Origin of the sequence: Mesorhizobium sp. CA5, assembly GCF_020165105.1 — a bacterium.
GTDB lineage: Bacteria > Pseudomonadota > Alphaproteobacteria > Rhizobiales > Rhizobiaceae > Mesorhizobium.
The window spans coordinates 1-25,595 of record NZ_JAIUHJ010000018.1; the positions used below are offsets into that span (position 1 = coordinate 1).

The 25,595-nt window shown below is 64.0% G+C and carries 28 protein-coding genes; 3 read left to right on the forward strand and 25 right to left on the reverse strand.

Annotation, left to right across the window (positions count from 1 at the left end; translation table 11 throughout):
- The 20 genes from LB529_RS21590 to LB529_RS21685 form a co-directional block, all read right to left on the reverse strand.
- The coding region (locus tag LB529_RS21590; RefSeq protein WP_224527091.1) for a type II toxin-antitoxin system RelE/ParE family toxin at positions 1-161 on the reverse strand (161 nt) is incomplete at its 3' end.
- Positions 158-400 carry a CopG family ribbon-helix-helix protein gene (locus LB529_RS21595; RefSeq protein WP_224526699.1) on the reverse strand — a complete coding sequence of 81 codons (243 nt, stop codon included), beginning with the start codon at positions 398-400 and terminating at the stop codon, positions 158-160. The genes LB529_RS21590 and LB529_RS21595, both read right to left, overlap by 4 nt.
- Positions 401-574: 174 nt before the next feature.
- Positions 575-1,285 carry a tRNA (guanine(46)-N(7))-methyltransferase TrmB gene (gene trmB / locus LB529_RS21600; protein ID WP_224527093.1) on the reverse strand — a complete coding sequence of 237 codons (711 nt, stop codon included), beginning with the start codon at positions 1,283-1,285 and terminating at the stop codon, positions 575-577.
- Positions 1,282-2,547 carry a methionine adenosyltransferase gene (metK, locus tag LB529_RS21605; protein WP_095765968.1) on the reverse strand — a complete coding sequence of 422 codons (1,266 nt, stop codon included), beginning with the start codon at positions 2,545-2,547 and terminating at the stop codon, positions 1,282-1,284. The genes trmB and metK overlap by 4 nt, the downstream gene beginning before the upstream one ends.
- 162 nt (positions 2,548-2,709) lie before the next feature.
- Positions 2,710-3,132 (reverse strand): helix-turn-helix domain-containing protein, encoded by a 423-nt coding sequence (locus LB529_RS21610; RefSeq protein ID WP_140545192.1) that lies wholly within the window; start codon positions 3,130-3,132, stop codon positions 2,710-2,712.
- A 139-nt stretch (positions 3,133-3,271) separates the two neighbouring features.
- Complete coding sequence (gene lnt, locus LB529_RS21615; protein WP_224712289.1) at positions 3,272-4,858, reverse strand: apolipoprotein N-acyltransferase; 1,587 nt, start codon at positions 4,856-4,858, stop codon at positions 3,272-3,274.
- Positions 4,859-5,043: 185 nt separating this feature from the next.
- A complete protein-coding gene (locus LB529_RS21620) occupies positions 5,044-5,514 on the reverse strand; it encodes a VOC family protein (protein ID WP_224712290.1) in 471 nt (156 codons plus the stop codon).
- A 12-nt stretch (positions 5,515-5,526) separates the two neighbouring features.
- On the reverse strand, positions 5,527-6,600 hold the full coding sequence (locus tag LB529_RS21625; protein WP_224712291.1) for a hemolysin family protein: 1,074 nt from the start codon (positions 6,598-6,600) through the stop codon (positions 5,527-5,529).
- Between the two features lie 27 nt (positions 6,601-6,627).
- The gene (ybeY, locus tag LB529_RS21630; RefSeq protein ID WP_224712292.1) at positions 6,628-7,125 is read right to left on the reverse strand and encodes an rRNA maturation RNase YbeY; all 498 of its coding nucleotides are present in this window, start codon (positions 7,123-7,125) and stop codon (positions 6,628-6,630) included.
- Positions 7,126-7,136: 11 nt separating this feature from the next.
- Positions 7,137-8,129, reverse strand: coding sequence for a PhoH family protein (locus tag LB529_RS21635; RefSeq protein WP_411962568.1), 993 nt, complete (start codon positions 8,127-8,129; stop codon positions 7,137-7,139).
- An 84-nt stretch (positions 8,130-8,213) separates the two neighbouring features.
- Entirely contained in the window at positions 8,214-9,623 is a 1,410-nt protein-coding gene (gene miaB / locus LB529_RS21640) for a tRNA (N6-isopentenyl adenosine(37)-C2)-methylthiotransferase MiaB (RefSeq protein WP_224712293.1), read from the reverse strand.
- Positions 9,624-9,769: 146 nt separating this feature from the next.
- Entirely contained in the window at positions 9,770-10,570 is an 801-nt protein-coding gene (locus LB529_RS21645) for a lysophospholipid acyltransferase family protein (protein ID WP_224545231.1), read from the reverse strand.
- A gap of 128 nt (positions 10,571-10,698) precedes the next feature.
- On the reverse strand, positions 10,699-11,193 hold the full coding sequence (gene rimI / locus LB529_RS21650) for a ribosomal protein S18-alanine N-acetyltransferase (RefSeq protein ID WP_224545230.1): 495 nt from the start codon (positions 11,191-11,193) through the stop codon (positions 10,699-10,701).
- On the reverse strand, positions 11,193-11,948 hold the full coding sequence (gene tsaB, locus LB529_RS21655; RefSeq protein ID WP_224545229.1) for a tRNA (adenosine(37)-N6)-threonylcarbamoyltransferase complex dimerization subunit type 1 TsaB: 756 nt from the start codon (positions 11,946-11,948) through the stop codon (positions 11,193-11,195). The genes rimI and tsaB overlap by 1 nt, the downstream gene beginning before the upstream one ends.
- Before the next feature lie 139 nt (positions 11,949-12,087).
- Entirely contained in the window at positions 12,088-13,194 is a 1,107-nt protein-coding gene (locus LB529_RS21660) for a DUF1513 domain-containing protein (RefSeq protein ID WP_224545228.1), read from the reverse strand.
- A 4-nt stretch (positions 13,195-13,198) separates the two neighbouring features.
- Positions 13,199-14,272, reverse strand: a complete 1,074-nt coding sequence (locus LB529_RS21665) for an imelysin family protein (RefSeq protein WP_224545244.1) — start codon at positions 14,270-14,272, stop codon at positions 13,199-13,201.
- A 20-nt stretch (positions 14,273-14,292) separates the two neighbouring features.
- Positions 14,293-15,777 carry a di-heme oxidoredictase family protein gene (locus LB529_RS21670; RefSeq protein ID WP_411962567.1) on the reverse strand — a complete coding sequence of 495 codons (1,485 nt, stop codon included), beginning with the start codon at positions 15,775-15,777 and terminating at the stop codon, positions 14,293-14,295.
- Positions 15,778-15,906: 129 nt separating this feature from the next.
- Positions 15,907-16,392, reverse strand: a complete 486-nt coding sequence (gene bfr, locus LB529_RS21675; protein ID WP_224712294.1) for a bacterioferritin — start codon at positions 16,390-16,392, stop codon at positions 15,907-15,909.
- Complete coding sequence (locus LB529_RS21680; protein ID WP_224712295.1) at positions 16,358-16,669, reverse strand: (2Fe-2S)-binding protein; 312 nt, start codon at positions 16,667-16,669, stop codon at positions 16,358-16,360. Before LB529_RS21680 ends, bfr begins: the two co-directional genes overlap by 35 nt.
- Positions 16,670-16,762: 93 nt before the next feature.
- A complete protein-coding gene (locus LB529_RS21685; protein ID WP_224712296.1) occupies positions 16,763-18,052 on the reverse strand; it encodes an imelysin family protein in 1,290 nt (429 codons plus the stop codon).
- 416 nt (positions 18,053-18,468) lie between these two features.
- On the opposite strand from LB529_RS21685, the gene LB529_RS21690 reads away from it, so the two are divergent.
- From LB529_RS21690 to LB529_RS21700, 3 genes are read left to right on the forward strand one after another with little or no spacing between them, the layout of a single operon-like run.
- A complete protein-coding gene (locus LB529_RS21690) occupies positions 18,469-19,722 on the forward strand; it encodes an NAD(P)/FAD-dependent oxidoreductase (protein WP_224712297.1) in 1,254 nt (417 codons plus the stop codon).
- Between the two features lie 38 nt (positions 19,723-19,760).
- Positions 19,761-19,991 (forward strand): type II toxin-antitoxin system ParD family antitoxin, encoded by a 231-nt coding sequence (locus LB529_RS21695; RefSeq protein ID WP_224526731.1) that lies wholly within the window; start codon positions 19,761-19,763, stop codon positions 19,989-19,991.
- Between the two features lie 4 nt (positions 19,992-19,995).
- The gene (locus tag LB529_RS21700) at positions 19,996-20,322 is read left to right on the forward strand and encodes a type II toxin-antitoxin system RelE/ParE family toxin (RefSeq protein WP_224526733.1); all 327 of its coding nucleotides are present in this window, start codon (positions 19,996-19,998) and stop codon (positions 20,320-20,322) included.
- A gap of 46 nt (positions 20,323-20,368) precedes the next feature.
- Here LB529_RS21700 and LB529_RS21705 read toward each other — a convergent pair whose 3' ends face one another.
- From LB529_RS21705 to LB529_RS21725, 5 genes are all read right to left on the reverse strand, one after another.
- Positions 20,369-21,646, reverse strand: coding sequence for a 4-aminobutyrate--2-oxoglutarate transaminase (locus LB529_RS21705; protein WP_224526736.1), 1,278 nt, complete (start codon positions 21,644-21,646; stop codon positions 20,369-20,371).
- 179 nt (positions 21,647-21,825) lie between these two features.
- Positions 21,826-22,572, reverse strand: a complete 747-nt coding sequence (locus LB529_RS21710; protein WP_224712298.1) for an ABC transporter ATP-binding protein — start codon at positions 22,570-22,572, stop codon at positions 21,826-21,828.
- The gene (locus LB529_RS21715) at positions 22,569-23,405 is read right to left on the reverse strand and encodes an ABC transporter ATP-binding protein (RefSeq protein ID WP_095765985.1); all 837 of its coding nucleotides are present in this window, start codon (positions 23,403-23,405) and stop codon (positions 22,569-22,571) included. The genes LB529_RS21710 and LB529_RS21715 overlap by 4 nt, the downstream gene beginning before the upstream one ends.
- Positions 23,402-24,322 carry a nickel transporter permease gene (gene nikC / locus LB529_RS21720; RefSeq protein WP_224712299.1) on the reverse strand — a complete coding sequence of 307 codons (921 nt, stop codon included), beginning with the start codon at positions 24,320-24,322 and terminating at the stop codon, positions 23,402-23,404. The genes LB529_RS21715 and nikC overlap by 4 nt, the downstream gene beginning before the upstream one ends.
- A 196-nt stretch (positions 24,323-24,518) precedes the next feature.
- Positions 24,519-25,586: an ABC transporter permease gene (locus LB529_RS21725; RefSeq protein ID WP_224631245.1), complete on the reverse strand. Its 1,068-nt coding sequence runs from the start codon at positions 25,584-25,586 to the stop codon at positions 24,519-24,521.
- Positions 25,587-25,595: the final 9 nt, after the last annotated feature.

Here is a 25,595-nt window from a genome sequence, read left to right on the forward strand (position 1 = left end):
CGCCCGACCCGCCCCATGGCGGGTTGCTCGGCGAGATTGTCCGCACAGGAAACGATACCGGCAACCACTCGTGCCGCGGCCGTTGGATTGTCCTTTTCGATGAAAGCGCCAACCTGGTCGAGACGACGCACGGCGCGCTGGGTCCAGCGGGTCCGCTTCATCGTTCGGGCTTGACGTATTTCGCTATGACGCCGGCCAAGTCCTTCTCGCGTGCGAATTCTCCTCGATCGGCTTCGTCAAGGCCGGCCTCGATCTCGGCAAGCTGCCATTCTTCCCTGGCGACATAGTCTTCGATCGCTTGAGCGGCGACGTAGGAACGAGAGCGATCCACCTTTTCCGCCAGTTGGTCCAGCTTGGCCACAGTCTCATCCGGAAGCCGCACGGTGAAGGCGCTCATCATCCTGTCTCCATTCTGGTTCATTGTGAATGTGGTAGAACCAAAGTGATTCGTCAACTCCGCATGCCGTGAGGCGGAGCGGCGACGCAGCGACCTGAAGAAACTCGGCATCGATCCGGCCGCTTTCGACCGAATCGGCCGCTTCTAGAGCGGCTGATTACGACACCTTGGTGCCGTCTATTTCCGGATGAAGGCCAGATAGGCCGGCCGCCGTCCTTCGCGGATGGCCTTGGCCTCGTAGCGGGTGCCTGGCCAGCCGTCATAGGGCTGGTGCCAGCCGGAAGCGTCCTCGGCCTGCCATGCGAAGGCGCCGTGTTCGCGGCAGGCAAGCAGCGTCCAGTTCACATAGCTGTCGATATCGGAGGCGAAGCGGAACCTGCCGCCGGATCTCAGCACCCGGGCAAAGCGGTCGAGATTGGCGGCGCCGACAAAACGCCGCTTCCAGTGCTTCTTCTTCGGCCACGGATCGGGATAGAGCAGGTCGATGCCGTCGAGCGAGCCAGACGGCAGCCAGTCGAGCAGGCGCGTGGCGTCGTCGTCATAGACCCTGAGATTGGCAAGCGGCGCCTTGGCAAGCGCCGTCATCATCTTAGCCATACCGTTGACGAAGGGCTCGACGCCGATGAAACCGGTTGCCGGCGCTTCCGTCGCGCGATGCAGGAGATGCTCACCGCCACCGAAGCCGATTTCCAGCTGGAGCACCGAAACCTGTGCCTTGAACAAGGTCCTGAGATCGGCTGGCGCTTGCGCCGTCAGGTCGATAAGGTATTGGCGCAGGCCGCTTTCGAGGGCGATCGCCTGCTGCGGGCGTATAGTCTTGCCGTGCCGGCGACCGAAGAATCCCTCGGTCGCCCGGCTCGGCCTATCCTTTGCGTCCGCTGGCGTCAGGCGGCGACGGCGTCCTTGAGCGCCTTGGCAAGATCGGTCTTTTCCCAGGAGAAGGAGCCGTCGCGACCGGCCTTGCGACCGAAGTGGCCGTAGGACGAGGTTTTTGCATAGATCGGCTTGTTGAGGTCGAGATGACGGCGAATGCCCGACGGCGACAGGTCCATCACCTTGCGCAGCGCATCCTCGAGCTTCGCTTCGTCCACCTTGCCGGTGCCGTGCAGGTCGACATAGACCGACAGCGGCTGGGCGACGCCGATGGCGTAGGAGAGCTGGATGGTGCAGCGGTCGGCAAGCTTGGCCGCCACCACGTTCTTGGCAAGATAGCGCGCCGCATAGGCGGCCGAACGGTCGACCTTGGTGGTGTCCTTGCCCGAGAAGGCGCCGCCGCCGTGGGGGGCTGCGCCACCATAGGTGTCGACGATGATCTTGCGGCCGGTGAGGCCGGCATCGCCGTCAGGTCCGCCGATGACGAATTTGCCGGTCGGGTTGATGTACCAGTTGCAGTCCTCGGCGATCTTCAAGTCGCCAAGCGCCTCGCGGATATAGGGCTCGACCACCTTGCGGACCTTCTTGGAGTCCCAGTTCGCATCGAGATGCTGGGTGGAGAGCACGATCTGCGTGACTTCCGCCGCCTTGCCGTCGGCATAGCGCACGGTGACCTGGCTCTTGGCGTCCGGGCCGAGCTTGCCGGCCTCGCCATTGCCTTCATGACGTGCCGCTGCCAGCAGCTCGAGAATCTTGTGGCTGTAATAGATCGGTGCCGGCATCAGGTCGGGCGTCTCGCGGCAGGCGTAGCCGAACATGATGCCCTGGTCGCCGGCCCCTTCCTCGCCCTGGCGGTCGGCGGCATTGTCGACGCCCTGGCCGATGTCGGGCGACTGGCCATGCAGCAGCACGTCGATCTTGGCGGTCTTCCAGTGGAAGCCGGACTGCTCGTAGCCGATCTCGCGGATCGCCTTGCGGGCAACCGACTTGAACTTGGCCGGGTTGACCACAGGGTGGCCGGACGCGTCCTTGAGGACGTTGCCCGCCTTGTCCTTCTTCAAAAGCGTGTCCGGGACGCGGACCTCGCCGGCGATGACGACGCGGTTGGTGGTGGCCAGCGTCTCGCAGGCAACGCGCACCTTCCACGGATCCATGCCCGTTTTCTTGGCTTCGCGATAGACCAGATCGACGATCTCGTCGGAGATACGGTCACAGACTTTGTCGGGATGACCCTCGGAGACGGATTCCGAGGTGAAGAGATAGTTCTGCCGCGTCACGGGTGTCCCCTCTTGAAAAGATCGGCAAGCTGCCGATTTTGGCGCGCCACGTGTTAGCGGTGCCGGGCGCCGCTCGTCAAGCGGCGCGACGGATCTGGCATGAATGTAGGCAAGGTCGGCTATGCCACCGGCGGCATGAAACCGCCGGCGGCATCAGGCAAATCAATCGGCGTCCTCGGCGGAAAGCGCCTTCACCAGATCGATGATCCTGCGGCGCACCTTGACGTCGCCGATCTTGACGAAGGCCCGGTTGAGCTGAAGCCCTTCGGGACTGCCGCAGAATTCAATGGCGAACGCCATCGAGGAGTCTTCGGCAAATCCCCTGGTGCCGCCGGCGGGCTCCTCGCCCGGAGCATCCTCGAAGAAGAAGGCGACAGGAACGCTCAGGATGGAAGCGATCGCCTGCAGGCGGCTGGCGCCAACCCTGTTTGTGCCCTTCTCGTACTTCTGGATCTGCTGAAAGGTGATGCCGAGATTTTCACCCAGCTTTTCCTGGCTCATTCCAAGCATATTGCGACGCAGCCGGATGCGGCTCCCGACATGGATGTCGATCGGATTCGGCTTCTTCTTGTTCTCTTCTGTCATTTTTTCCTCGCCGAATTTTTCCGGCTTTTTCTATTTGTTCCGCCCATATGAAGCCGGAGCCACCTGCCCCAACAGAACCCTCCAACCGACTTCGAGAAAATTTTAGGCGTTACAGTATGAGTTTCTAATGTGCCGACTGTCAATTCACCCGTAGCCGCTGCCTTACATTCAGTGTGAAGGCAATCAGCGCAAACAGCAACATGATCAGCAATCCGTTAATGCGTCGCTGTTCGGCGGGCAGGAGGGAGCGCCCAGAAACGGGCACATGCGCGTCGATAGCGCCGCGCGCGTCGACGGCAAGCGCATCGACAATGCGCCCGCGCGAATCGACGACGGCCGATATGCCATTGTTAGCCGCGCGCAACAGAGGCATTCCATTCTCCGCCGCCCGAATTTGGGCCTGCCTGAAGTGCTGATACGGGCCCGGCGTGTCGCCGAACCATGCATCGTTGGTGACGTTCACAATCAAGTCGGCGGATGCAGCGTCAGCAGCGACGAGATCGGGAAAGATCACCTCGTAGCAGATGAACGGAGCGGCACGCAGGCCGCCCGGCACGCCGATCGGATGGCGTTCGTTGCCGGCGGCGAAATTCATCGGCCCGGCAACAAGCTGGCCTATGCCCAAGCGTTCGAACAAGTCGGCGAAGGGCAGATATTCGCCGAAGGGCACCAGATGCACCTTGTCGACGGCATCGACGATCTCGCCCTTCTCGTTGATCGCCACGACGGAATTGTAATAGCGGCTGCCGGCATTGGCCGATCCGCCCTCTTCGCGCACGACACCGGCTATCAGCATCTGGCCGTCGGCCAGCATGTCGCCCAGCGCAGTCAGCGCGTCCGGACGCTCGGTGAAAAGGAACGGCACCGATGTCTCCGGCCACAGGATAAGCTGTGGCTTGGCACGGCCCTGTTCCGGCGCTTTCCCCGATATCCCCAGCAAAGTCGCAAAGATGCGGTCGCGTACCGAGGCATCCCACTTCTCGCTGAGATCGACAGCGGGCTGGACGATACGGACGTCGATCGCGCGGCTCGGTTCGACCGGTGCCGCAAGCCTGACATAGCCGAAGCCGACATGGGCGGCGACGAGGATGACAAACAAGGCGAGGCCGAGCTTGAGATGGCGGCGCGCGGCGATGAGCGCCGGAAGCGAAAAGACAAAGACCGCGAGCGCATTCATGCCGATCATGCCGGTCACCGATACGCTCTGCATCAGGAGCGGCACCGGCATTGCGGCATAGCCGACGGCATTCCACGGGAAGCCGGTGAAGAGGAAATCGCGCAGCCATTCCGCGAGCCCGAAGCCGAAGGCTAACGCCGCAATACGACCAATGTCGCTGCTCCAGAACAGCCGCGCCACGACCGTGGCGAAACCATAGAAGAAGGCCAGCGCGAAGGGGATGCCGACAACGGCGAAGGGCAAGGCCCAAGCGAACGTATCGGCCTCGACCAGCAATGCCTGGCCGATCCACCAGAGGCCGGCCAGGAAATAGCCGAAGCCGAACCACCAGCCAGCGGCGAAGGCCGGCCTCAGGCGCCTCAACCAGCCATCTGACGCCTCGCCGGTGGCGCCGTCGAGCAGCCAGACAAGGACCGGAAACGAAACGAAGCAGACGGCGAAGAAATCGTAAGGCGCCTGGGCAAGCACCGCCAGCGCTCCGGCGGCAAACGCCACCAGCGCCCGCCGCCACCCCCACAGCAGAATTATCCGGCCGGCAAAGCGCTGCATCAAGCTTCCCAAGTCGCGCGAATCAGGGAGCTAGAGGTTTAACAGGCTGCGCCGCCCGATCCAAACCCCAGATAAGCGCAGCCTGATGCGCCGTCGCGCTATAGCGGGAACCAGTATCCCGCCATAGCTCTTTGCCTTGGCCGCAATTCTGCAACGCCAAGCGATTCCGGTTGGGTGCAAAATGCTCAGTTGTGCCAGCCCTCGATCCGCAGGCCGCTCAGCCGCTCGGCCTCGTCCTTCGGGACAACGCGCACGGTCTGGCTGAACGTCCAGACATGACCCTCGGGATCGCGGGCGCGGTATTGGCGCTCGCCGTAGAAATGATCCGTCGGTCCCTGAAGAATTTCCGCGCCGGCCGCACGTGCCTTTTCGCAATGAGCGTCGAGATCTTGCCGCAGCCGGATATAGTCGGCCTGGGTGTTCTTGCCGCCGACCGAGGCCGGGCTGGCGACATGCTCGGCCCATTCGCAATCGACGATGATGTAGCCGTCGCCGAAACGCATTTCGGCGTGGACAAGCCGGCCGTCGGCGTCGCTCACCACCATGCTCGGCTCGAAGCCGAAGGCCGCCTGCAGCCAGGTCAATGCGGCGCGCGGATCTTTATAGAAGACGCCTGAGCCGAGAACGGCATGCTTGAAAGGATCGTCGACGGGCATGTCGCGACGGTGTCAGGCCTGCTCGGTGCGCGCGGCGCGGCGGCGACGCTCGCCTTTCTGGCTCTGCACGATGCGCACGCGCTTGACGCGGCGCGGGTCGGCGTCGAGCACGTGGAACTCGAAACCTGGGATGGCCTGCACCACTTCGCCGCGAGCGGGGACGCGGCCGAGCGTGTTGAAGATCATACCGCCGATGGTGTCGACATATTCGCCATGCTCGCCGGCGGCGAAATCCTCGCCGATCATCTTGGCGACCTCGTCGATCTCGGCTTTGCCGTCGACGACGAAGACGCCGTCGCCGGTCTGCGTGATCATCGGCTCGTCGTCGTCATGCTCGTCCTCGATGTCGCCGACCACCATCTCGACGATATCCTCCAGCGAGGCGAGGCCGTCGGTGCCGCCATACTCGTCGATGACCAGCGCCATCTGCGTGCGGGTCGTCTGCATGCGCCCCATCAGGTCGGAGGCAAGCATCGAGGGCGGCACGAACAGAACCGGGCGGATCAGGCTGAGATCGCCGATGGTGCGCGCAAGGTCGACCTGAGCAAGGTCGAGCGCGGTCGACACCGGCGCCTTCGCTCTGCTGCGGCCCTTCTTGACGCGGGCGACCTTGGTGATATGGGCGAGTACGTCGCGGATGTGGACCATGCCGCGCGGATCGTCCAATGTCTCGGAATAGACCGGCATGCGCGAATGGCCGGACTGCTCGAACAGCCCAAGCAGATCGCCAAGCGTCGTGTTGATCTCGACCGCCTCGATGTCGGCGCGCGGCACCATGACGTCCTCCACCCGGACCTCGCGCAGGCGCAGGATGTTGTTGAGCATGGCGCGTTCGCCGGGCGAGAAGGCGCCGGCATCGGTCGCCGTTTCGGCAAGCGCGCCGGCGATTTCCTCGCGCAGGCTGGTGCCGTTGCGGTGCCGGAACAGGCCAAGCACGCGATCGAAGAGGGAAGGACCGGCATGCGTCGGCTCGGCGGCCGCGCTGCCGGTGGGAATACTCGGACTGGAGCCCTCTTCCGTCTTTTCGGAAGGCTTGGCAGCACTGCCGGCGTCCGGACGGGCGGCAGTTTCTGGGGTGTCGTTCATCGCCATCGGGTCAATTGAGCTTTTTTGTTACGCGTAGGGATCGGGAATGGCAAGCCTCGCGAGCGCGGCGCGCTCGATCGCTTCCATCTCCTCGGCCTCGGCGTCGGTCTCGTGATCATGGCCCAGAAGATGCAGCAGGCCATGGATGACGAGATGGCTGATATGGTTCGCAACCGGCTTGTCTTCCAGTGCCGCCTCGCGAGACACCGTCTCGGAAGCCAGCACGATATCGCCCAGCATCGGCGGCAGCTTGCCGCCTTTCGAAAACGAAAAAGCCGGGAAAGACAAGACGTTGGTGGGTTTGTCCTTGCCGCGCCATTCGGCATTGAGCGCCTGGATATGGGCATCGTCGGAAAAAACGACGCTGAGCTCGGAAGCGCCGCCCGCGCCGGTCTCGGCAAAAGCGGCCGCAACGGCGCGCTCGACCAAACGCGTCAACTCGGCTTCCGCGGGCCAAGCGCCGGCCTCGATGAAAATATCGATGTCGACCGGGATTCCGGCAGAGGATTTGTTGTCTGCAGCCATGCGGCCTTTGATCAGCTTTCGGCGCCGAGGCCTCGTGCCAGCTTGCCGTCGCGGTCATAAGCCTTGACGATCTCGGCGACCAGCGGGTGGCGCACCACGTCGCCTTCGTTGAAGCGGACCGTGACGATGCCCGGCACGCCGTCGAGGATGCGCAGCGCCTCGACCAGCCCCGACTTGGTGTTGGGCGGCAGGTCGATTTGGGTCGGATCGCCGGTGACGATCATGCGCGAGTTCTCGCCGAGACGGGTCAGGAACATCTTCATCTGCATCGGCGTGGTGTTCTGTGCCTCGTCGAGGATCACCGCCGCATGCGCCAGCGTGCGGCCGCGCATGAAGGCCAATGGCGCGATCTCGATGACTTCGGCGGCGATCGCGCGCTCGACCTTGTCGGCCGGCATCATGTCGTAGAGCGCGTCGTAGAGTGGCCGCAGATAGGGGTCGACCTTCTCCTTCATGTCGCCGGGCAGGAAGCCCAGCCGCTCGCCGGCCTCGACGGCCGGGCGCGACAGCACGATGCGCTCAACCATGCCGCGTTCGAGCAGCATGGCCGCATGCGCGACCGCCAGATAGGTCTTGCCGGTGCCGGCCGGGCCGATGCCGAAGACCATTTCCGAGCGCTCCAGCGCTCGCATATAGGCGTCCTGCGTCAGCGACCGGGCATAGATCGTCTTCTTGCGCGTCGCGATCTGAGCGGCCGAAACCTTGCCCTTGCGCTCCAAGGTGGGCAGCGTCAGCTGGTCGTCGGCGGCAATCGCCATGCGCACGGCGCCGTCGACATCCGACTGGCCGATGTCGACGCCCTTCTGCAGGATGCCGTAGAGCGTATCCAGCGCCCGGCGCGCCTGCTCGGCGGCCGGAGCCGAGCCTTTGATCGCAAGCTGGTTGCCGCGCGAACGGATATCCACGCCGAGCTTCTGCTCGAGCCGGGCCAGATTCTCGTCGAATTGACCGTAAAGGGCGCTGGCAAGCTTGTTGTTGTCGAAGGTCAGTACGATGTGCGCCATGTCGGAAGCCCCGGACGCCTGGTTCGGGGGCGGATTCTTCAGTTCAGCAGCGCTCAACCGTCTCTCCTCATCTGCCGAGGCCCGTCAGGCCAGTTCGGCGAACAGGCTATTGTAGCCGGTCCTTGTGATTCGTACGTCGATAATGTCACCGATTCCGCCGGCCTTGTCGTCAACAATAACGGGCTGCAGCCAGGGCGAACGGCCAACTTTCTGCCCTGCCTGCCGGCCAGGCTTCTCGATCAGCGTGCCGATGGTCCTGCCGACCAGGCTCAAGCCGAAATCCTGCTGCTGCCTGAGAAGCAGAGCCTGCAGAGCCTGCAGACGCTCGTCCTTCACCGCTTCCGAGACATGGCCATCCATTTCGGCACCCGGTGTGCCGGGGCGCGGCGAATATTTGAACGAGAAAGCCGAGGCATAGTTCACCTCGCGTACCAATTTCAGTGTCGCTTCGAAATCCTCATCCGTCTCGCCGGGGAAGCCGACGATGAAGTCGCCGGACATGGCGATATCGGCGCGGGCGGCGCGAATGCGCTCGATGAGCGCCAGATAGTCGCGCGCCGTATGGCGCCGGTTCATCGCCTTCAAAATCCGGTCGGACCCCGACTGTACCGGCAGATGCAGATAGGGCATCAGCGCCGGCAGGTCCCGATGCGCGGCGATCAATTCGTCGTCCATGTCGCGCGGATGGCTGGTGGTGTAGCGCAGCCGCGCCAGGCCGGGGATTTCCGCCAGACGAAACAGCAGGCGGCCAAGGCCCCATTCCTCGCCATTTTCGCCGATGCCGTGCCAGGCATTGACGTTCTGGCCGAGCAGCGTCACCTCGCGCACGCCGGCCTCGGCGAGGCGCTCGGCCTCGGCGACGATCTGCGCCACCGGGCGCGAAACCTCGGAGCCGCGCGTGTAAGGCACCACGCAGAAGGTGCAGAATTTGTCGCAACCTTCCTGCACCGTCAGGAAAGCGGTGACGCCGCGCCTGGCAAGCTCGGCGCGCTTCGGCTGCGGCAGATGCTCGAACTTGTCCTCGACGGCGTATTCGGTCTCGACGATCTTTTCGCCGCCACGGACCCTCGCCAGGACGTCGGGCAGCCGGTGATAGGTCTGCGGGCCGATGACCAGATCGACCGCTGGCGAGCGGCGGATGATCTCGGCGCCTTCGGCTTGCGCCACGCAGCCGGCGACACCGATCAGCAATTCGCGGCCGGCCTCGGCGCGTTCGGCCTTCATGTCGCGAATGCGGCCAAGCTCGGAATAGACCTTTTCCGCCGCCTTTTCGCGGATATGGCAGGTGTTGAGCAGCACAAGATCCGCATCTTCGACGGCGTCGGTGGCGACATAGCCGTCGGCCGCCAGCGCATCGGTCATACGCTGGGAATCGTAGACATTCATCTGGCAGCCATAGGTCTTGACGAAGACCTTTTTCGCCGTCCGGTCCGTGCCGGCCGAGTGCTCGGCAGCAGCGCCGATGCCGTGGCTTTCAATCGTGTTCAAATCCATCGGGCGGCTTCTAGCGCCTTTCCGTGACAAAAAACAGACGAATCTGCCTGAAGCAGGTCGTCCCGACAGGACGCGCTTCAGGTCTTTTTTTCTTTATGTATGTCGTTATCCCAAAACCGCTACGCACTTTTGGCGAAATGCATCGGCTATCGGCTCTTGGCCGGGTCGGCGAGGACAGCCTGCATCATCTCGCGCACCTTGGCTTCCATCAGCCGTGCCGTTTCCTTGCGGTTCGAGCCCTTGGAGAACGGCACAGGCTCGCCGAAATGCACCTCGGCATCGATCGCGCCTTCGGCAAGCAGGGTTCTCAGGTGCGGCATCAAATCCTGGTCGCCGATCCAGGCGGACATCGGCCGATGGCGGCGGCCCATCGGCATGCCATGCAGGCGCGTATAGGCGATCGCCACGGGCTGGATGAAGACCTGGTCCGCCGCACCTTCCGAAATCGCCATCGAGGCGGCGCCGAAGAGCGTGCTCTTGAACGGCAGCACAAGGTTGCCGTCCCCGGTCGAACCTTCGGCGAACAGCACCATGGCGTCGCCTTTTGCCATCCTTTTGGCGATCTCGCTCGCCTGGTCGCCGGAGGTGCGCTTGCGCTCGCGCTCGATGTAGACGGTGCGCTGCAACTTGGACAGCATGCCGATCAGCGGCCAGCCTTCCATGTCGGCCCTGGCGATGAACTTCACATCGACAAAGGAGCCGAGCACCATGATGTCGGTCCAGGAGATATGGTTGGCCGCGATCAGCAGCGGACGTTCCCTGGCCAGCGCGCCCTTCACATGCACCCGCATGCCCAGCGCCCTCAGGATCATGCGATGCCAGATTTTCAGGATGAAGATCTCGGGCCAGAGTCCCGTCTTCATCGACAGTATCTGCAGCGGCACCAGCACCAGTGAACAGACGACGACATAGAAGAGCGCCAGGAAAATCCGTAATTTCTTGATCATTCGCTCCGGCCCCAACATTACAGTGCCGCGCGCCTTAGGGCGCGCAAAGGACGCTGTAACACTCCCGCTTGGCGCATGATCCCTTTCCGAAAATCGGAGCCGATTTTCGGGGTCATGCGCGACTGTGGCTAGCGAAGATCGCGGCGCATGACAAGCGCGCCGGTCGGACCGTGCTCGGTCGAGCGATAATAGTTGGGCCGATGACCGACCTGGATGAAGCCGAGCCTGCGATAAAGCGCGATCGCCGGCGCATTGGTCTCGTCGACCTCAAGGAAGAGCGCTTCGGCGCGCTGCGCATGAAGCTCGCGCAGCACCGCATCCATCAATTGCCAGCCAAGGCCCTGTCGGCGATGGCTACGGGCGACGGCCACGGTCAGGATCTCGCCCTCGCCGGCCGCGAGCCGCGCCAGCACGAAACCGACCGGAGGTTTCGATCCCTGCCCTGTCTCGCGCGCGGCGTAGCCGAACACCGTGTCCTGTTCGAGCAGCGCCGCGAACTCGCCATCGGTCCAGGGCCGCACGAAATCCTCGCGATGCAGCTCCGAGACGGCAGCGCTGTCGGCAACCGTCAGCGGTTCCAAGGCATATTCCCTGCGGCGCGGCTGAAAGAACGGTATGCGCATCAGGCGTCGTTTCCTTTTGGACCACGACTTTTCCGCAAAACCGCCTCCCCCTTTTTGGGATCATGGTTTTCCTTTGGACTGTTGTCCTGTCTTGGAAGAATGAAGCCCGCCTGCGGCTTGGCGTCGGCGCCGCGCAGATAGAGCGGCTTGGGCTTTTCGCCCGGCCCTCTGGCCGACGCCAGCCTGGCATAGGTCGCGATGTCGGCGGTGGCGGCAACCGGGCCGGTGTCGAAGGCCCGTCCCGCCGCTGCGGCAATCTGTGGCGCAGCGGTGCCGACAAGGACGGCATCGGCGCCGTTGGCCATGATCGCCGCCACGGAAAGCGTGATCACTGAAGGTCGGTAAGCCTCCGCTAACGCTTTATCGTAGAGCGCCGCGTGGATTTCGTCGCGGCCGGCGTCGAGCGCGGCAAGCACCGCGCGCTCGGGAAAAGTTTTCGCACCCTCCGCCGCCAGGGCTTCCAGCGTCGTCACGCCGATCGCCGGGATTTTCAACGCCAGCGCCAGGCCGCGCGCGGTCGAGACGCCGACGCGCAGGCCGGTGAACGAGCCGGGTCCGATCGAGACGGCAACGGCGTTGAGATCAGGGTAGCCGATGCCGCCCGCTTTCAAGGCCGTCTCGATGACGGCCATCAGATGCTCGGCATGCCCCTTGCCTAGGTCGCGCACTTCGCGGCCAAGCTCCTTCCCCGCGCCCGCGTCATAGACGCAGGCGGCGCAGAGATTGGCAGCGCAATCGATGGCAAGCAGCTTCATACGGGCAGCTTCATAGGCCGGTTAACGAACTGGATCGAAACACAATTCCCTCTGCCCGGCATAGGCCGCCGCCGCAAGGGCCAGGGCGGAGAAATGTTAAGCGGCTTCGGTTCAGCGCCACAGCGGCATCTTGGTGTTGTCAGGCCGTGGCCGCGATGCACAGCGTGTGATTGTCCCAGACATAGTCCGGTTCGGAACGGGTGGCGCCGTCGCCACCGACGATCTCGCCGGCGCCGGTCGTCGCCATGAAGCCGGAGCCGTCGGGCGCGACGCCGCAGACCTCGACCAGCGCTCTTGTCGTGACCACGCGTCCGCTGGCGGCATCGATGACGGCCAGCGAATTGCCCTCCGGCGAGGTGATGGCGACGGTGCCCGTTGCGCCATTGGCGGCGACCGAGCCGACATAATTGCGCAAGCCTGAGAGCACGTCCTGCGGCATCTCCAGGAGCTCGAGCTCCTTGCCGCGCGCGGCGCGCCCGACCAGCGCCGGCCGGTCGGTCGCCGGCCCGCGATACTGGCAGCCGAACCAGACGGTGCCCACCTGGTCGCGATCCATGTGGCGGATCGAAAGCTGATGCAGCGCCGGCGGCAGTTCGTGCTTTTCGATGAGGTCGCCGGTGACGCGGTCGACCAGCGTGTAGGACGGCTTCATTGTCGCGATGTTGAGTTCGGCGCGACCGAAATCGGGATGGGTCTCGATGCCGCCATTGGCGATGGCTAAAGTGCGGCCATCGCCAAGCAGGAGCAGTTCATGCGGTCCCATGCCGTAGGTCGGGAACTCGCCGACGCGATTGAATTTCGCCCGCGCATCGTAGACGCCCACGACACCTGCCGCGTTGTCGAAGTCGTTCTCCGTAGCGTAGAGCAGAGCGCCGTCAGGCGAGAACACGCCATGGCCGAAGAAATGCCGGCCGGCGATGCTGGCGATGGTCAGCGGCTTGTCGCGGCCGGCATGGTCGAAGACCACCGCAAAGGTGCCGGGCTGGCGGGCAAAGACCACCGAGCGCTTCGACACCGGATCGAAAGTGACGTCGTGGCCGCGATCCGGCAGATCGACCGTATGCAGGATTTTCCCCGCCTCGGAGAGCACGGCGGCGCCGAAGCTGCCGTCGCGCTTGACGAAGGCCGTGGCAAACACCGCATCCGCGGCAAGCGTGTCAGCCCATGCGCGCGGCGCCATGGCGGCGGCGAAGCCCACGCCCGCTGCCCGCAGGAAATCGCGGCGGTGGATGAGGGCGGTTCTCACGGCATCAATCCCCATCCAGCGACGAGAAGCCGGCGGTCAGGCCGAACTCGGCGGTCATCCTGGTGCCGATCAAGGTCGACAGGCTGGAGGTGATCAGCGCGAAATGCTCGAGCTTGCCGCGCAGCGCGGGGTCGGCGAGCGCCTTGTCGATCGGACCGGCAACGGATTTCGCTGTCGTCACGCCGTTGCTGAGCTGGATGTGGATGGACTCTGCCATCCATTGCGCGTCGGCGGGCAGCGCGTCGCCGAGCCTGGAGGCCTGGAACAGCTGGTCGATGCCGGACAGGTTTGCGGCCAGTGAGGCCGTCGTGTTCTGCGAGCGCCAGTAGATCGCCTGCTTCGGCTTATCGGCATCGGGTTTCGCGCCGAGAAATCCCTTGAGCCGCACGTCGCGGATCATTTCCAGCTCGTTGATGAAGACGCCGACCAGTTCCGTCACCGCTTCGTTGCCGTCGCGGTAGAGCGGGTTCTTCGGCCCCGGATTGGCCCAGAGCGACGCGAAACCATCGGGCTTTTGCCAGGCGTCGCGCACCTCGCCCGCCATCGTTTCGATATTGCCGGCAACCGCCGCGCCATAGGCGCAGCGGTAAGGATCGTCTTTCCCGGCAAGCGTTTCGGCGCCGTCGCCGTAAAGCACATATTCGAGCGCGCCGAGGCCCTGCATGGCGACGCTCTTTTGCGCCAGTTGCGCCGGATCGATGTCTGATGGGTCCTTGGATGCGAGCGTGGCCTGCACTTGCCTCAGGCCGATGCTCTTGCGGTCCGGCCAATAAAGCATGCGCTCCAGCCGGTTGTTCTCCTTGATCGGCCCGAAGGCGATGATCTCGGCTACCGACCAGGCCTCGACCGTGCCTGAAAACGCCGCGCGAGCCGCTTCGAGCTTCTCCTTGGACGGCGCTTCGCAAAGCTGGTGCATCGCCTTGGTCAGGCCCGCCGCATGCTCATCGAGGCTGGCATAGGCGGGGCGGACGAAGCCGTCGATCGCGCGGCCGATGACATCGGAAGCCTTGACCGCAGCCGATGCCGGCATCACTGCGGCCAGAAGGAACGGAAGAGCAAGGGCCATGCGTTTCGACATCAGAGCGACGCGTTTCGACATCAGAGGGACTCCAGGAATTTGATCAGCGCGTCGCGATCGGCCGCGGCGGCACCGACAAAGCGGTCGCGCGCCTTCTGTCCCTCGCCGCCATGCCACAGGATCGCCTCAGCAAGCGTACGCGCGCGGCCGTCATGCAGGTAAAAGGCATTGCCGTTGACCGTCGCGGTAAGCCCGATGCCCCAGAGCGGCGGGGTGCGCCATTCGGTCCCCGTGGCTTCGCCCACCCGCTGCCCATCGGCAAGGCCCTCGCCCATGTCGTGCAACAGGAAGTCGGAATAGGGCCAGATCAGCTGAAAGGCCTGCGCCTTGTTCGGCGTGCCGCGCATGGTGACGAATTTCGGCGTGTGACAGGCAATGCAGCCCATCTCGTAGAACTGCTTTTTGCCGGCGAGCACGTCCGGCTTGCCGATGTCGCGCCGCGCCGGCACGGCCAGGTTCTGCGAATAGAAGGTGACGAGGTCCATCACCGGCGGCGACGCCTCGGCCGTGCCGAGGCGTTGCTGCACCCCGTTTGGCATGGCCAGGCAATCCGTCTGCGCCTCGGTGCAATCCCCCCAATGCTTCGGCATTTCCGGCGTCGAGATGCCGATATCGCCAGCAAAGGCATCGCCCGTTTGCTGGCGGATCGAGGCGGTCTGCGCCTTCCAGCCGAAGCGGCCCAAGGTCACCGCGTCGCTCAGCTCGTCGCGCACCATGTTCGGCCTGCCCGAGATCCCGTCACTGTTGCGATCGTCCGGATCGGCATTGGCGAGAATATCGGCCGGCGCGATCTGCTCGATCAGGCCCAGCCCGATCATCGGCGGCGTCAGGCGCGGCGACAGCGTGGTGCGCGGATCGAGCGGACCGTAGCCGAGATTTTCGATCGTATAGCTCGGCTTGCGCAGTGAAACGACGGCACCGTCGCCGAGCGTAACTTTTTGCTCCTGATAATCGACGCGCATCCGGCCCTCACCCCTGAGCCCGGGAACCGCAAGGTCCTGCAGTTGCGCGCCATAGACGGGATCGGGAAAGTTCAGCAGCTTATGATCGGTGAGCGCGGCCCTTTCCTCGGCGCTGCCGGCATCGCGCGCGAGTCTCAGGAACATCGATGTCGATCCGGCATCGCCTTCCGGAGGACGCCCGCGGCCATCCTTCAGATGGCAGTTCTGGCAGGCGCGTTCGTTGAAGAGCGGGCCGAGCCCGTCCGAAGCCTGGGTCGAGGACGGCGACGACACCCAGTTCTTGCGAAACAGCGCGTTGCCGAGCTTGAAGGTTCCTTCTTCTTCGAAGGTGATATTGGCGGAGGATTGTGAGAAGGCATCGCGGTTGATGTCCTTGCGCGAGGTGCCGGCGCCGCCCTGCATCAGCTCGAACGGCTCCGGCCTGGTGAAATCGGCCGTTGGCCTGGTGACCGCCAGAACCCGCGCCTGGTCCTTCGGCGTCAGGTCGGTGCGGCTTGTCGGCAGAGCGGCGGGCTCACCGGCCAAGGCGGATGCGGAAGGCATGATCGCCAGCAAAAGCCATGCCCCGCGACCAATCCGGTATCGCGGGGTCTTTTGGGACGGCAAGCCGTGAATCCCGGCCCGCCACGCGCGGCGCGAAAAATCTACGGGGCGCCGCATTCCCGCATGTCCTTACTCCGCCTCGTTGGCCGCGTCGGCATTGAGTTGGCCGTATTTTTCCTCGCCGATCGAAGCAAGCAGATCGAGCTGCGTTTCCAGGAAGTCGATATGTCCTTCCTCGTCCGCCAAAAGATCCTCGAACAGCTTCATCGAAACGAAATCGCCTTCGTCCTGGCAGATCTCGCGCGAGCGCTTGTAGGCGGTGCGCGCGTCATATTCGCCGGCGAGATCGGATTCGAGCACTTCCTTGACGTTCTGGCCGATGCGCAACGGCGCGACGGATTGCAGGTTCGGGTGACCCTCGAGGAAGATGATGCGCGCGATCAGCCGGTCGGCGTGATGCATCTCCTCGATCGATTCCGCCCGCTCCTTCTTTGCCAGCTTGGTGTAGCCCCAATCCTCGAGCAGACGGTAATGCACCCAGTACTGGTTGACGGCTCCAAGCTCGAGAAACAGAGCTTCATTAAGCCGCTCGATGACCTGCGGTTCGCCTTTCATGGGTTCTGCTCCCGTATTGGCCGCGCAAGCCTCGCACGCGATCCAGGTGTGAAACGATGTCCACGCCCCCCACCTCTGAGCGGGCGTGGTAATTCTCGGTGACCCGAATGATCGTTTCCACCACATTTGGGAAACAGCCGCAACAGCGACCGCGCTTGGCCATCGCGTGGTAGACCTTCGCGGGCACGATCAGCTGCCAGGGATCCTCGTCCAGCAGGCCGACGATCGTCTGCTCGATCTCCTTTTCGGTGATGATGTTGCAATGGCAGATCAGCATCTACTTGCTCTGGCTGACGGCGCCGTTCCGGCGCCGCTTGGCTGGTTTCACATGATCCTGTCCAAAAACCGGTTTTTGGGATCATGCCCGATCTTACTTGAACACCTTGTCGGGCGCATCGAGGCTGTCGGAACCCTCGAAAGCGATCTGGTTCAGCTTGAGCGAGCCGACGGCGCGCTCGATCGACTTGGTCTGGTCGATGAGGGCGTCGATCGCCGCCTGCACCGTGGCGTTGCCTTCCGTGTTGCCCTCGGCGATCTGCTGGTCATAGGCCTCGCCGGCAAGGGCACGCGCCTGGATGGCCTCCATCTTGGCGACGGTGGTGTCGAGCTTGCCCGACAGCTCCCTGTCGATCGCCGGATCGGCGGCCTTCACCATGTCGGACACCGACGGACCCGAGACCACGGAGCCGTCGAGCCGCTTGTAGCTGGCATGGTAGGCGTCGCGGATCCCGACCGCGTCATAGAGATGCGAGATGTAGGTGTTGTCGGAGAAGCAGTCGTGCTCCTCTTCCGGGTCGTGCAGCAACAGGCCGAGCTTCATGCGCTCGCCGGCGAGCTCTCCATAGGAGAGCGAGCCCATGCCGGTGAAGATGGTGGAGATGGCGGCATTCGCATCGCCCTCGGTGAGGTTCTTGCGCGCGGCGCCGTCTTCCTTCCAGTTGCCGACCATTTCCTGCAGGTCGGACACCAGAAGGTCGCTTGCCGACTTCAGATATTCGGCGCGGCGGTCGCAATTGCCGCCCGTGCAGTTCTTGAGGTCGTAATCCGTATAAGGCCGCTCGCCCGCGCCAGGGCCGGTGCCATGCAGGTCCTGGCCCCAGAGCAGGAATTCGATGGCGTGATAGCCGGTCGCGACATTGGCTTCGACGCCGCCGGCCTCCTGCAGCGTGCCGGAGAGGAACTCGGGCGTCAGCTTCGAGGCATCGACCTTCTTGCCGTTGATCTCGATTTCCTTGTTGGCGATGACGTTGGCCGTATAGAGCGCGTTTTCGTCCGACTCGGTGCCATAGCTCTTGGCGACATAGTCGATCAGGCCCTCATCCAGCGGCCACGAATTCACCTTGCCTTCCCAGTCGTCGACGATCTTGTTGCCGAAGCGGTAGACTTCTGTCTGCTGGTAAGGAATGCGCGCCGCCTTCCAGGCCTCGCGCGCGGCGTTCAGCGTGTCTGCCGAGGGGCTGGCAATGAGCGCATCCACCGCCTTATCCAGCGCCTGCGCAGTGGTCAGCGAATCCTCATATTTGGCTAAAGCGATGTCGGCATAGGTTTTGATCACCGCCTTGGCGTCCGTTTCGGCTTTCGCCGGCAACACGAACACCGCCGCCGTCAGCGCAGCCGTGGCGCAGATCGCAGCCAGCCTGCCGCCATTACGTGCCGTCATCATCCTTCTCCAGTTCTTTGGAAATTCAACAAAAGGCGCCCACCCGCGCCGAGGCACAATCATGCCGGGAAAAATGGTGGCCGCGTCGATGCGCGGTTCGCGATAAAAAGACACCCACTTGCCTCCAATCGAAAGGGTTCAAGGCCCAGACATCAAAGGAATGCGCTTTGCGCGCAGTTCTCCATAAAGCGACGGAGAGGCTTGGAGTCAACTGGCGAGACAGAAAAAATCAATTGAAACAATAGTTTAGAATTATTCTAAACTACGAATATCAACTTTTAAGCCCAGGGCTGCCTCGCTGGGCCCGATTGACAGACAGCCATTCTGGGTGCGACCCGATGCGCGGCCCTTGCGGCGGTGACGGACAATCGCCACTTGGCGCAAGGGCCTAAATTTGCTGGCCAAAAAGGATTGCGATGACCAACGGGGTTGTGATTGTCGGTGCGGGCCATGCCGGCGTGCAGGCGGCCGCCAGCCTGCGCGAAGAGGCCTATGAAGGGCCGGTTGTCCTGGTCGGCGACGAGCAGGACCTGCCCTATCACAAGCCGCCGTTGTCCAAGACCTTCATCAAGGACGCCGAGGCCAAGCCGCAGCCCTTGCGCGGCGAAGCCTTCTACACCGGCAACAACATTGATTACCGGCCGGGAGTGCGCATCGACGGCATCGATGCCCGCGCGAGCCGGCTGAATGTCGCAGGCGGTGGAACGCTTGCCTTCGACCGGCTGGTGCTTGCCACCGGCTCGCGGCCGCGCCTGCTCAAGCTCGACGGCGCCGGCCTTGCTGGCGTGATCTCGCTACGCTCGCTGGCCGATGCGCGCCTGATCCGCGAGCTCAGCGCGCAAAGCGAGGACGTGGTCATTCTCGGCGGCGGCTTCATCGGCCTGGAGATCGCGGCGACGCTGAGAGCGGCCGGCCGCAACGTCACCGTCGTCGAGGCGGTCGACCGGCTGCTCGGCCGCGCCGTGGCGCCGGTCATCGCCGCGCATGTGCGCCAGCGCCTGGAAGCGATCGGCGTGCGCATCCTGACCGGCACCACCATTGCCCGCCTGGAAGGCGAAGGCGGCCGCGTCGCGGCCGCGATCACGTCGGGCGGCGAACGCCTGCCGGCGCAGATGGTGATCATCGGCATCGGCGTGGTGCCCAATGTCGAACTGGCTGAAGCCGCCGGCCTGGCAACCGGCAACGGCATCCGCGTCGACCAGCATATGCAAAGCTCTGTTCCCGAAATCCTCGCCATCGGCGACGCGGCCTCCTACCGGCATTGGTTCACCGGCGGCGACGTGCGGCTGGAATCGGTGCAGAACGCCACCGACCAGGCGCGGCTTGCCGCACGCACCGTCCTCGGCCATGGCGAGCCCTTCTCGGCCGTGCCGTGGTTCTGGTCGGATATCGGCGACATGAAGCTGCAGATGGTGGGCCTGACCCAAGGCGGCGATCACCATGTCGTGCTGGGCGATCTCGCCGAGAACAAGTTCTCGATCTACCACTATGCGGGCAACCGGCTGCTCGGTATCGAATCCGTCAACCGCCCGGCCGACCACATGCTTGGCCGCAAGATGCTCGGCGCCGGCTTCTCGCCGACGCCGCAAACGGTGGCAGGCGGGCCGGATGCGCTGAAGGCGGCGCTTGCGGCCTTCAGTCGGGACGAACCGGCAAGGGCGAGCGCGTAGAGATTGCCAATTTTTGCCATAGATCATAAAGTGGCTGAATGAGCACGATGAACATTTCACTGCCGGATAGCTTGAAGAATTTTGTCGATCAGCAAGTGACTGATCGAGGCTATGGCACGAGCAGCGAATATGTGCGTGAATTGATCCGCCAGGATCAGGATCGTCAACTTTTGCGCCGCTTGCTCCTAGAGGGCGCGTCGTCCGCGCCGAGTGAGCCCGTTGACGATGATTATTTCGCAGCGTTGAGGAAACGAGCGCAGGGCCAATAAGTTAGTGGCCACCAAGCCAATTATTCCTCGAAGGCTTGCTCTGCGCGATATCGAGGACGCTGTCGATTATTATGCACGTGAAGCTGGTTCGCACGTGGCGTTAGGCTATGTCGAGGACCTTCAGAATGCCTACAAGTTAATAGCCAGCCACCCGGCATCAGGCTCTCTGAGATATAGTTATGAAGTTGGGTTGCCCGGCCTACGCAGCCTGCCGCTCAAGCGTCATCCATATTTGATCTTCTATATTGAACAGGCAGACCACATCGATGTGTGGCGCGTGCTTCACGCCAAGATGGATATCCCATCCTGGTTACAAAATCCGGGCTCCTGACGGCTTGCGCGCCGGCGCAGACCGTCAGAAGAGCACCGCACCATCCTCAGGCGGCCTGCGCCTCGCGGATCGAGGTTTCCAGGATATCCAGCGCCTCGGTCATGACGCCGTCCTGGATGGTGATCGGCGACAGGAAGCGGATGACGTTGCCATAGACGCCGCAGGTGAGCAGGATGAGGCCCTTGTCCAGTGCCTTCAGCCTGACCGCGTTGGCGAACTCCGCTGACGGAAGCCCCTTCTTCACGTCGTTGAACTCGACCGCGTTCATGAAGCCCGGACCGCGGATGTCGACGATCTCCGGCACGTCCTCGCGGATCGATACCAGCCGCTGCTTCAGCCGCGCGCCCAGCGCATTGGCGCGGTCGCAGAGCTTTTCCTCCTCGATGACGTCGAGCACTGCGTGCGCGGCGGCAACGCCGATCGGGCTGCCGCCATAGGTGCCGCCGAGCCCGCCGGGGCCGGGCGCGTCCATGATCTCGGCGCGGCCGGTGACGGCCGACAGCGGGAAGCCCCCGGCGAGGCTTTTGGCCATGGTGGTGAGGTCGGGCGCCACGTCATGATGATCCATGGCGAACATCTTGCCGGTGCGGGCAAAGCCGGTCTGCACTTCGTCGGCGACCAGCAGGATGCCGTGCTGATCGCAGATCTTGCGCAGCGCTGCCATGAAATCGCGCGGCGCCTCGTAGAAGCCGCCCTCGCCCTGAACCGGCTCGACGATGATGGCTGCAACGCGGCCCGGATCGACATCGGCCTTGAACAGCTTGTCGAGCGCGGCAAGCGAATCGGCGACCGAGACACCGTGCAGCGCCACCGGGAACGGGGCGTGGAAGACATCGGCGGGCATGGCGCCGAAGCCGACCTTGTAGGGCACGACCTTGCCGGTCAGCGCCATGCCCATGAAGGTGCGGCCATGAAAGCCGCCTGAAAAGGCGATGACCGCCTGACGGCCGGTGGCGTTGCGGGCGATCTTGATTGCGTTCTCGACCGCCTCGGCGCCGGTGGTGACGAACACGGTCTTCTTGTCGAACTTGCCGGGCAGCAGGCCGTTCAGGCGCTCGGCGAGATGCACGTAGCTTTCATAGGGTACGACCTGGTGGCAGGTGTGGGTGAAGCGGTCAAGTTGCGCCTTGACGGCCTCGATCACCTTCGGGTGGCGGTGGCCGGTGTTGACGACGGCGATGCCGGACGAGAAGTCGATGTAGCGGCGGCCTTCGACATCCCAGATTTCCGAATTCTCGGCGCGTTCGGCGTAGATCTGTGTCGTCATGCCGACGCCGCGCGAGATCGACTGGTTCTTGCGTTCGGAAATGGCTGAATTCTTCATCTCATCCCTCAATCGGGCCATCCCTCATCGAGACTGGGCCCGTTCTCGTTTGATGCCGTTGAAATCCCTTCTGACCTTATTTCACGTTTTGCTCAAGTCGGCACGTGGTCCAGTCAATTGGGCCTGCCCCAGATAGCCTCCCAGTACACCTGGGCAGGGACGCGGCTTGGCATTGCGGGCTAAGCCCTCACAAATCCTTCGCTGGCCCTCAACAGATTGCGCGTATAATCCTCGCTGACGCGATGGCCGATCAGCTGGCTCGCGGTCAGCGTCTCCACGGCCTCGCCGTTCTGCATCACCATCAGCCGCTCGCACATATGGGTGATGATGGCGAGGTCGTGGCTGACCATCAGGAAGGTGAGCTTGCGGCGCCGCCGGACCTCCTCCAGCAGGTTCAGCACCTCCGCCTGCACCGAGGCGTCGAGCGCCGAGGTCGGCTCGTCGAGCAACAGGATCGAAGGTTCGAGGATCAGCGCACGCGCAATGGCGACGCGCTGGCGTTGGCCGCCGGAGAGCTGGTGCGCGTAACGGAAGCGGAAGCCCTTGCCAAGCCCGACCTCGTCCAGCGCACGCTCGATGCGCTTCTCGCCGTCGGCAATGCCGTGGATGGCCAGAGGCTCCTGCAGCAGGCGGTCGACGGTCTGACGCGGATGCAGCGAGCCGTACGGATCCTGAAAGACCATCTGCACCTCGCGATAGAACGCCTTGTCGCGAGTTTTGCCGAGCGTCTTGCCCTTGACGGTAATGGTGCCCGAGAAAACCGGCGCGAGACCTGTGATTGCTCTCAGCAGCGTCGACTTGCCGGAACCGCTTTCGCCGACGAGCCCGTAGGACTCGCCTTCCCTGACTTCGAGGCTGACGCCCTTCAGCGCGCGAAACCGGTCGAAGACCACTTCCAGCCCTTCGACAGTGATGGAAGCCGTCATGCCGCCCACTCCGGCTTGCGGTCGAGCACCGGCAGCGGATGGCGCTCGAAGCCGATTCTGGGCATGCAGTTGAGCAGGCCGCGCGTGTAAGGGTGCTGAGCGTCGCGCAGCTCCGAAGCCTTGATCTGCTCGACCACCTTGCCGGCATACATGACGACGACGCGGTCGCAGAAGGAGGAGACCAAGCGCAGATCGTGCGAGATGAAGATCAGCCCCATGCCGCGCTCGGCGACGAGCTTGTCGAGGATATTGAGCACGTCGAGCTGCACGGTGACGTCGAGCGCCGAGGTCGGCTCGTCGGCGATCATCAATTCGGGTCCGGTGACCAGCATCATGGCAATCATGGCGCGCTGGCCCATGCCGCCCGAGACCTCATGCGGGTAAAGGTCGAAGACGCGGGCCGGGTCGCGGATCTGCACCGCCTGCAGCATCGCCAGCGCCCGTTCGCGCGCTTCGGTCTTTCCGACCTTCTCATGCGTGCGCAGCGTCTCGACGATCTGGCGGCCGATGGTCATGACCGGATCGAGCGAATATTTCGGGTCCTGCAGGATCATGGCGATGCGGTTTCCACGCAGCGCCCGGCGCTCACGCGGCGATATGGAAAGCAGATCCATGCCGTCGAAAGCGAGTTTCGTCGCCGAAACCTCAGCCTGCGGCGGGGTCAGCCCCATGATGGCGCGGCCGGTCTGCGATTTGCCGGAGCCGCTTTCGCCGACGATGCCCAACCGCTCGCGACCGAGCGAGAAGGAGACGCCGCGCACCGCCTGCACGAGGCCGGTGCGGGTCGGGAAGGTGACGCGCAGATCGTCGACCTCGAGAAGCGTGTCGCTCATTGGTCGCCACTCCGGGGATCGAGCGCGTCGCGCAGGCCGTCGCCGAGCAGGTTGAAGCCAAGGCTGACGATGAGGATGGCGGCACCTGGGGCTGCGGCCACCCACCACTGGTCGAGGATGAAGCGGCGTCCGGATGCGATCATCGCGCCCCATTCGGGCAATGGCGGCTGCGCGCCGAGACCGAGGAAACCAAGGCCGGCGGCGGTGAGGATGATGCCGGCCATGTCGAGCGTGACGCGGATGATCAGCGAGGAGATGCAGAGCGGCATGATGTGGCGCAGCACGATGCGGAAGGGCGAGGCGCCCATCAGCTGCACCGCCTTGATGTAGTCGGAATTGCGCACCGTCAGCGTCTCGGCGCGCGCGATGCGCGCGTAGGGCGGCCATGAGGTGATGGCGATCGCCAGTACGGCATTCTCGATGCCGGGGCCGAGCGCGGCAACGAAAGCCAGCGCCAGAACCAGCTTGGGAAAGGCGAGGAAGATGTCGGTGATGCGCATCAGGATCGTGTCGGTCCAGCCGCCGGCATAACCGGCGATCGTGCCAACCAGCAGGCCGATGGGCGCGGCGATGATGGCGACGAGGATCACCACATAAAGCGTCCAGCGTGAGCCATAGACGATGCGTGAATAGATGTCGCGGCCGAGGTCGTCGGTGCCGAACCAGTGCGCGGCGCTGGGCGCCAGCAGTCGGGCGTTCTTGAGATCACCAACGGTCGGCGAATAAGGTGCGAGCACATCAGCAAAGGCAGCGACCACCAGCAGCGCGATGATGATCAGCATGCCGACCAGCGCCAACCGATTGGCGGAGAAGCGCCCCCAGGCGACATAGGCGCGGCCGAGCCTTGCCTGCAGGCGCGAGGCCGGCCGATCGCTGAGCAGCCATTCGCGGCGCGAGAGGGGAACGGAGACGGTCATGAGGGTGACTCGTGAAGCTGTCGACCCCCACTCCGGTCTGCTTCGCAGACCACCTCTCCCCCGTTCGACGGGCGTGAGGAAAGGCGCCAGGCGTGCGACCGGCTCGTCCTCTCCCCCAGGCACGAGGAGAGGTGGCCCGAAGGGCCGGAGCGGGGGTGGTTGGCCGCGGCCAAGCCCAAAACGGCAATAGCTCCGATCATCCGGTCTTCGTCCTTGGATCGAGCAGCCGGTAGAGCAGATCGGAGAAAAGGTTGATGGCGATGAAGACCGAGCCGATGGCGATGGTGCCGCCGAGCACGGCGTTCATGTCGGCGTTCTGCAGCGAGTTGGTGATGTAGAGGCCGATGCCGGGCCAGGAGAAGACGGTCTCGGTCAGCACCGAGCCTTCGAGCAGGTTGGCGTAGGAAAGCGCGATCACAGTCACCATCGGCACGGCGGCGTTGCGCAGCGCGTGGCCCCAGATGATGCGCGTCTCCGACAGGCCTTTCGCACGCGCCGCGACGATATACTCCTGCGCCAGCTCGTTCAGCATGAAGGAACGCGTCATGCGGCTGATATAGGCAAGCGCGAAATAGCCGAGCAGCGAGGCCGGCAGGACGATGTGGCGCCAGGCGTCGTAGAAGACGTCCCACTGCCCCTGGATCGCCGCATCGAGCAGGTAGAAGCCGGTGATCGGCGTGAAAGTGTATTCGTAGACGACATCGAGCCGCGCCGGAAAGGCGATCCACTGCAGCTTGGCGTAGAACAGCACCAGTCCGAGCAGCCCCAGCCAGAAGATCGGCACGGAATAGCCGATGAGGCCGACGATGCGCGCGATCTGGTCGATGAAGCTGCCGCGCTTGACGGCGGCCAGCACGCCGAGCGGCACGCCGATGACTGCGCCGATGATCGTGCCCAGCGTCGCCAGTTCGATGGTCGCCGGGAAAACGCGGCGGATATCCGTCATCACCGGATTGGTAGTCAGCACCGACGTGCCGAAGTCGCCGCTCAACGCACTTTTGACATAGAGGTAGAACTGCTCGATCCAGGGCAGGTCGAGACCCATCTCGCGGCGCGTGCGCTCGACGACGGCCGTCGGCGCCCGGTCGCCGAGAACGGCCAGCACCGGATCGATCGGGATGACTCGGCCGATGAAGAAGGTCACCGCGAGCAGACCGAGATAGGTCGTCACCGCAATGATCAGAAAGCGGCCGAGCGACGATAGGATGGCCACGGCGCGGGCGCTGCCGCGCCCGGCCGCCGCCTGGTTTTCAGCTACGCTCACGCGTGGCGC

Bases quoted from the DNA above. Each gene is read 5' to 3' on its own strand.
- ybeY (WP_224712292.1), bottom strand. From the start codon at position 7,125: ATGGCTGCAGACAACAAATCCTCTGCCGGAATCCCGGTCGACATCGAT.
- lnt (WP_224712289.1), bottom strand. From the start codon at position 4,858: ATGCAGCGCTTTGCCGGCCGGATAATTCTGCTGTGGGGGTGGCGGCGG.
- LB529_RS21625 (WP_224712291.1), bottom strand. From the start codon at position 6,600: ATGAACGACACCCCAGAAACTGCCGCCCGTCCGGACGCCGGCAGTGCT.
- LB529_RS21695 (WP_224526731.1), top strand. From the start codon at position 19,761: ATGAGCACGATGAACATTTCACTGCCGGATAGCTTGAAGAATTTTGTC.
- LB529_RS21685 (WP_224712296.1), bottom strand. From the start codon at position 18,052: ATGACGGCACGTAATGGCGGCAGGCTGGCTGCGATCTGCGCCACGGCT.
- rimI (WP_224545230.1), bottom strand. From the start codon at position 11,193: ATGCGCATACCGTTCTTTCAGCCGCGCCGCAGGGAATATGCCTTGGAA.
- LB529_RS21595 (WP_224526699.1), bottom strand. From the start codon at position 400: ATGATGAGCGCCTTCACCGTGCGGCTTCCGGATGAGACTGTGGCCAAG.
- LB529_RS21705 (WP_224526736.1), bottom strand. From the start codon at position 21,646: ATGAAGAATTCAGCCATTTCCGAACGCAAGAACCAGTCGATCTCGCGC.
- LB529_RS21710 (WP_224712298.1), bottom strand. From the start codon at position 22,572: ATGACGGCTTCCATCACTGTCGAAGGGCTGGAAGTGGTCTTCGACCGG.
- LB529_RS21610 (WP_140545192.1), bottom strand. From the start codon at position 3,132: ATGACAGAAGAGAACAAGAAGAAGCCGAATCCGATCGACATCCATGTC.
- tsaB (WP_224545229.1), bottom strand. From the start codon at position 11,948: ATGAAGCTGCTTGCCATCGATTGCGCTGCCAATCTCTGCGCCGCCTGC.
- LB529_RS21620 (WP_224712290.1), bottom strand. From the start codon at position 5,514: ATGCCCGTCGACGATCCTTTCAAGCATGCCGTTCTCGGCTCAGGCGTC.
- LB529_RS21670 (WP_411962567.1), bottom strand. From the start codon at position 15,777: ATGCCTTCCGCATCCGCCTTGGCCGGTGAGCCCGCCGCTCTGCCGACA.
- nikC (WP_224712299.1), bottom strand. From the start codon at position 24,322: ATGACCGTCTCCGTTCCCCTCTCGCGCCGCGAATGGCTGCTCAGCGAT.
- miaB (WP_224712293.1), bottom strand. From the start codon at position 9,623: ATGGATTTGAACACGATTGAAAGCCACGGCATCGGCGCTGCTGCCGAG.
- LB529_RS21715 (WP_095765985.1), bottom strand. From the start codon at position 23,405: ATGAGCGACACGCTTCTCGAGGTCGACGATCTGCGCGTCACCTTCCCG.
- LB529_RS21680 (WP_224712295.1), bottom strand. From the start codon at position 16,669: ATGCTGATCTGCCATTGCAACATCATCACCGAAAAGGAGATCGAGCAG.
- LB529_RS21690 (WP_224712297.1), top strand. From the start codon at position 18,469: ATGACCAACGGGGTTGTGATTGTCGGTGCGGGCCATGCCGGCGTGCAG.
- LB529_RS21635 (WP_411962568.1), bottom strand. From the start codon at position 8,129: ATGGCGCACATCGTACTGACCTTCGACAACAACAAGCTTGCCAGCGCC.
- LB529_RS21645 (WP_224545231.1), bottom strand. From the start codon at position 10,570: ATGATCAAGAAATTACGGATTTTCCTGGCGCTCTTCTATGTCGTCGTC.
- bfr (WP_224712294.1), bottom strand. From the start codon at position 16,392: ATGAAAGGCGAACCGCAGGTCATCGAGCGGCTTAATGAAGCTCTGTTT.
- LB529_RS21665 (WP_224545244.1), bottom strand. From the start codon at position 14,272: ATGTCGAAACGCATGGCCCTTGCTCTTCCGTTCCTTCTGGCCGCAGTG.